5 protein-coding genes and 1 pseudogene are annotated in these 6021 nt (G+C 35.4%); all 6 read right to left on the reverse strand.

The window, feature by feature from the left end:
- Window positions 1–194: 194 nt before the first annotated feature.
- Complete coding sequence (locus tag AACZ41_RS17980) at window positions 195–1298, reverse strand: cytochrome c oxidase subunit II (RefSeq protein ID WP_339629999.1); 1104 nt, start codon at window positions 1296–1298, stop codon at window positions 195–197.
- A 32-nt stretch (window positions 1299–1330) separates the two neighbouring features.
- The gene (locus AACZ41_RS17985; RefSeq protein WP_339630001.1) at window positions 1331–2665 is read right to left on the reverse strand and encodes a quinol:cytochrome C oxidoreductase; all 1335 of its coding nucleotides are present in this window, start codon (window positions 2663–2665) and stop codon (window positions 1331–1333) included.
- Between the two features lie 15 nt (window positions 2666–2680).
- The gene (locus tag AACZ41_RS17990) at window positions 2681–3241 is read right to left on the reverse strand and encodes a cytochrome c (protein WP_339630002.1); all 561 of its coding nucleotides are present in this window, start codon (window positions 3239–3241) and stop codon (window positions 2681–2683) included.
- A 2-nt stretch (window positions 3242–3243) separates the two neighbouring features.
- Window positions 3244–3774 carry a DUF3341 domain-containing protein gene (locus AACZ41_RS17995; RefSeq protein WP_339630004.1) on the reverse strand — a complete coding sequence of 177 codons (531 nt, stop codon included), beginning with the start codon at window positions 3772–3774 and terminating at the stop codon, window positions 3244–3246.
- Window positions 3775–3776: 2 nt separating this feature from the next.
- Window positions 3777–5522 (reverse strand): NrfD/PsrC family molybdoenzyme membrane anchor subunit, encoded by a 1746-nt coding sequence (gene nrfD, locus AACZ41_RS18000; RefSeq protein ID WP_339630006.1) that lies wholly within the window; start codon window positions 5520–5522, stop codon window positions 3777–3779.
- A 32-nt stretch (window positions 5523–5554) separates the two neighbouring features.
- A pseudogene (locus AACZ41_RS18005) lies at window positions 5555–6021 on the reverse strand (quinol:cytochrome C oxidoreductase); the annotation flags it as partial.

Here is a 6021-nt window from a genome sequence, read left to right on the forward strand (position 1 = left end):
AGGTATTGTTTAGCAATCATTTTATGGTCTTGACTAAAGATATACTTTGTTACAAAAGTTTCTTTATGATGATGATGTCCATGATCGTCATGTGCGTGATCATCTACATGTGCATGTGCTGTTGCTGACATAATCGTAATCTTTATTTTATTAATTTTCTTATTATAGCCTTTTTCTATTCGAGCAATACTGAATTACTCCTCCACTTGTACAGATTCTACCATATTAAAAGCGGGTTGAGAATCATCTTTCATAACTGTCTCAGCAAAAGTTGATTGCCCTTTCATCCACTCATTATAATCTTTCTCAGATTCAACTATGATTTTCATCTGCATATTATAATGAGATTTTCCACAAATCTTATTACATAGCAAAATATAATCAAATTCCCATGGATCAATAACTTCTCCAGTACTAGCGGATTTTTCTGCACGAATTTTATTTGTTCTTTTCACTTTATCTACAACATCTGGATTTAATCTCATCTCCTCCGTTGTGTATATAGGTGTAAAAGAAAATTCTGTCACCATACCAGGCACACAGTTCATTTGTGCTCTAAAATGAGGCATATAAGCAGAATGTAAAACATCTTGTGAACGCATTTTAAAGTTAACTTTCCTACCTACTGGCAAATGAAGTTCCTTTACAATAACATCATCATGAGCATATGAATCTGATTCATCTAAACCAAGAACATTTGCTTTATCAATATCAATCATTCTTACGTTAGCACCACCTAAAACATTATCACCACCGCCATATCTAGCCGTCCAATTAAATTGTTGGGCATATAACTCAACAATTAAAGGATCATCCTCATCATTGACGTCCATAATGCTTGTCCAAGTATAAAGACCCCATAAAATAAGACCCGCCAAAACAATAACCGGTATAATGGTCCAGATAAATTCTAAACGATCATTATCAGCATAAAACAATGCCTTTTGACCTTTCTTTCCACTGTACTTATATCCAAAATAGTGTAATAATGCCTGTGTAATAGTTTGTACAATGAAAATAATCACCATAGAAACAAGCATCAAACTATCGTACTCTTCTCCATGAGCTGACCCAGCTTCTGGCAATAAGAATTTACCATATTTCCAAAAACTGAAAATAGTAATTCCATATATGAAAACTAAAAATGCGAATAACATGTAACCGTTATTCTTATTGTCGCTGTCTGTAGCTATTTGGTGCTGGGTAGTTTTAAGCTGTGACAATTCAAATATTTTAGTCAACTGCCAAATGGCAATCGCTACAAGAACAAGAACAGCTAAAGTCAATAATGTCGTCATCGTATATATAAATGTTATACTTTACTTATCTATTAATAATGAAAGTGTCTGCTTTCCTCTATAAACGGGTTTCTCTTAGGTTGTAAGGGAGCAGTTGAAAGCGCTCTAAAAATCCAAAATATAAATAACCCTGCAAAAAATAGTACTGAACCAATTTCAGGAATTCCAATATACCAGTTCTTACCAACAGTTGATGGCATAATAGCATTGAATATATCCATATAATGTCCTGCAAGAATTACTATACCTGTCAATATAACGAACCAATTAATTCTCTTATAATCACTATTCATCAATAATAGTACAGGGAACAAAAAGTTCATAGCTACCATACCAAAGAAAGGCATCCTATAATCTGCAATTCTAGTTATATAATATGTTACCTCTTCAGGAATATTCGAGTACCAAATCAACATGAATTGTGAAAACCATAGATATGTCCAGAAAATACTGATACCGAACATAAATTTTGCTAAATCATGAATATGACTATTATTAACGTCTGGCAAATGCCCTTTCGATTTCAAGTAAATAGTAACCATTGCAATAACAGTAATACCAGATACGAACATACTTGCAAAGATGTACCAACCAAATAACGTACTAAACCAATGTGGCTCAACACTCATTATCCAATCCCAAGACATAATAGATTCTGATATTAAATAAAATACCAAGAAACCAGCAGAAATTCTAAAGTTTAATTTAAAGTTTGAATTATCATCAGACTCATCTTGAGCCAATGACAATTTTCTTGAATATTCCCTATATCCTATCCATCCAGCTAAAAATATTGCGGCTCTAATTAAAAAGAAAGTAGGATTTAAATAACCAGACTTACCTTGTAATAAAGCATCATCTGCAACTACATCAGCATCCATCCAGATGAACAAGTGATTCATATGTAATACCGAAAGTAGAAGTATTACAAAAACAATAATTCCCCCAGGAACCAAATAAGATGTTATTCCCTCCATCACCCTAAAGAGTAATGGCGACCAACCTGCTTGCGCAGCGCGTTGTATAGCATAAAAGGCTAAAACACCTAATGATATCATCATAAAAAAGAATGCCGCTACATATAATGCAGCCCAAGGCCTATTTTTTAATTGATCTAATAGATGTTGATCATGAGAAGAATCATGTTCTTCACCATGTGTATCAGCAACAGCATGATCATTTTCTTTTGGTGCGTGTGCAGCTTCAGTTTCGTGTGCATCACCATGACCACCGTCATGACTTGCTACCATGGCCTTTGCCTCCGCTATAGTTCCAGGAGCCATAACAAATCCACCAATGATTCCTAATGCACCTACAATCATTAGAATAATGGAAGCTATTTTAAGTCTATTTGAAAACGTATACATAGTATTGTTTACCTATTATTTGGTTAAATCTTGTTTCAATTGCATTACATATTCCGATACTTGCCACATTTCTTCTGTATTCATTTGAGAAGCGTAAGATCCCATAGAATTTAATCCATAATGAATTGTGTAATAGGTAGAACCTACCGTTAGGTTCCTAACTGGATCAGCATAACTTGGAACACCCAATATCTTTTCTCTCTTTACCAAGGTTCCTTTACCATCGCCTTTATCACCGTGACATATTGCACAATAAATAGTATATAATTGACCTCCATTAGTTAAATTCTTTTCAATATTCATTGAATCTAATGGACTTCCTTGCAATCTCGCCAACTCTTTTCCCTCAGGTGAGTTTTCAATTTCGTAAGGCAACCATCCTCTATTGATAGTATTCGCAGGAGGCAATAAGGCTTCTGATTGATTTGGCAAAAGATTTGCCTCCCCATAAGTCTCATAGCCCACAGGCTCATACATATTAGGCATATATTGATAATTCCGTTCACTTTTATCATGGCAAGAAGTTGCCACTAAAACCAAAGCGAATACCATTACTATATTTTTAAAACTGTTCATATTTAATGACTGTTTTTTTCTGATACATTAATTTCAACTGCACCAGTTTCCATTAACAAATCTTTTAATTCTTGCTCATTATCATGGATTTCAATCTCCATTAAAAAATGGTCATCCGTTGTTCTTACATCTGGATTTTCAGCTTGTTTAAATGGCCATAATCTACTTCTAAGATAAAAAGTGATAACCATTAAGTGAGCTGCAAAAAACACAGTTAATTCAAACATTATCGGTACAAATGCTGGCATATTCTCTATGTAGCTAAAGCTAGGCTTACCACCAATATCTTGAGGCCAATCTTCTATCATGATGTAGTTCATCATTAATACCGAAACCGCAAGACCAACACAACCGTATAAGAATGAAGTTATAGCTATTCTTGTTGGAGCTAATCCCATAGCTTTATCCAATCCATGTACTGGAAAAGGACAATATACCTCTTCAATATGATGCTTAGCTGCTTTTACCTTTTTAACGGCAAGCATAAGTACATCATCATCGTCGTAAAAAGCATGTATAACTTTAGATGCCATATTTATCTTTTGTTATTTAATAATATAGTTGCTTGACCTGCCCAATCATCTCTCTGCGCTCGACCTGGGAACGAACCTGTAATTGAATCTAACAAATTGTACTCACGTTCAGTCATTCTGGCTACTTGGGCAAATGTGAAAATCCCTATTTGATTCAAGGTTGCTTCCATTTGCGGACCAATACCTTTCACCTTTTTCAAATTATCAGCTTGTTCTGTTGTTGCATCAAATGTACCAACTGCACTTAACAAATCAGACACTCCAACTTTATCATCAACAAGAGGCTTAACTTCTCCCATGATAACATCATCGGTAATTGTTTCTTTCACTACCGTCTTTGCCGTTGAGATTTGATATAAAGGTTTACCAGCATCTCTTAGTTTTTTATACTTCTCTCCTGAAGCCTTCAAAATAGATTTCACTTCTGCCTGAGCAATAACAGGGAATGTTCTTGCATATAAAAGAAAGAGAACAAAGAAGAACCCAATTGTTCCGATAAATATACCGATGTCCACAAATGTTGGAGAGAACATTGTCCAAGACGATGGCAAGTAATCTCTATGTAAAGACGTTACAATTATCACAAATCTTTCGAACCACATTCCAATGTTTACAATAATAGAAATAAAGAAAGAAAACATGATACTAGTTCTTAGCTTCTTAAACCACATAAACTGTGGAGAGAAAACATTACAAGTCATCATTGACCAATATGCCCACCAGTAAGGTCCGGTAGCTCTATTCAAGAATGCATATTGTTCATATTCAACACCAGAATACCATGCCATGAATAACTCTGTAATGTAGGCACAACCCACAATAGAACCGGTAAGCATGATTACGATGTTCATTAACTCAATATGCTGTATGGTTATATAATTTTCTAAATGACACACCTTTCTCATTATAATCAATAATGTGTTCACCATTGCGAATCCTGAGAAAATAGCCCCAGCAACGAAATACGGTGGAAAGATAGTTGTATGCCATCCTGGTATAACCGAGGTTGCAAAGTCAAAAGATACAATAGTATGTACGGATAATACCAATGGAGTTGCTAAACCAGCAAGTACCAATGACACCTCTTCGAATCGCTGCCAATCTTTAGCGCGACCTGTCCATCCAAAACTTAATAAGCTATATATTTTTTTCTGAAAAGGCAAAACAGCCCTATCTCTAATCATTGCGAAATCCGGAAGCAAACCTGTCCACCAGAATACTAAAGATACAGATAGATATGTTGAGATAGCAAATACATCCCAAAGAAGCGGTGAGTTAAAGTTTACCCATAATGAACCAAATTGATTTGGTATAGGCAAGACCCAATATGCCAACCAAGGACGACCCATGTGTATAATTGGGAAAAGACCCGCTTGAATAACCGAGAAAATTGTCATTGCTTCCGCGGAACGGTTAATTGCCATTCTCCATTTCTGACGGAATAATAAAAGCACCGCTGAAATTAATGTACCGGCATGACCAATACCTACCCACCAAACAAAGTTGGTAATATCCCAAGCCCAGTTAACAGTTTTGTTAAGACCCCATGTACCGATACCGGTAGAGACCGTATAAATTATACAACCTACTCCCCAAAGAAATGCCACTAAGGCAATGGAAAAAACTATCCACCAATGCTTATTTGCTCTTCCTTCTACAGGAGCGGCAATATCCACTGTTACATCGTGGTAGCCTTTGTCTCCAATTACAAGAGGTTTACGTATAGGTGCTTCGTAATGCGACGCCATAGACTTTTGTTATAATTACTTTCTACTATTGATTATGCTTCGTTGGTGTTTCTAACCTTAACATGGTAGAAAACATTTGGTTGAGTACCGACATGCTCCAATAAATGATACATACGGTCACTCTCCTTTAATTCTGCCACTTTACTCTTCTCATCATTAACATCACCAAATACAATGGCTCCATTACTACAAGCTGAAGAACATGCGGTTTGAAACTCTCCATCCTCAATTATTCTTCCATCTCGTTTGGCATCTAAAATAGTCTTTTGTGTTTTTTGAATACACATCGAACATTTTTCAATAACCCCTCTAGAACGAACATTAACATCTGGGTTTAAAACCATTTTACCCAAATCATTATTCATATGGAAATCGAACTCATCATTGTTATTATACAAGAACCAGTTAAATCTACGCACTTTATAAGGACAGTTGTTAGCACAGTATCTTGTACCTACACATCTGTTATAAGCCATTTGATTTTGACCTTGTCTACCAT

The organism is uncultured Maribacter sp. (assembly GCF_963974015.1).
In the GTDB taxonomy this organism is placed as follows: domain Bacteria; phylum Bacteroidota; class Bacteroidia; order Flavobacteriales; family Flavobacteriaceae; genus Maribacter.

Excerpts from the sequence above, each read along its gene's own strand:
- AACZ41_RS17980 (WP_339629999.1), bottom strand. The coding sequence starts at position 1,298 with ATGACGACATTATTGACTTTAGCTGTTCTTGTTCTTGTAGCGATTGCC.
- AACZ41_RS17990 (WP_339630002.1), bottom strand. The coding sequence starts at position 3,241 with ATGAACAGTTTTAAAAATATAGTAATGGTATTCGCTTTGGTTTTAGTG.
- nrfD (WP_339630006.1), bottom strand. The coding sequence starts at position 5,522 with ATGGCGTCGCATTACGAAGCACCTATACGTAAACCTCTTGTAATTGGA.
- AACZ41_RS17985 (WP_339630001.1), bottom strand. The coding sequence starts at position 2,665 with ATGTATACGTTTTCAAATAGACTTAAAATAGCTTCCATTATTCTAATG.
- AACZ41_RS17995 (WP_339630004.1), bottom strand. The coding sequence starts at position 3,774 with ATGGCATCTAAAGTTATACATGCTTTTTACGACGATGATGATGTACTT.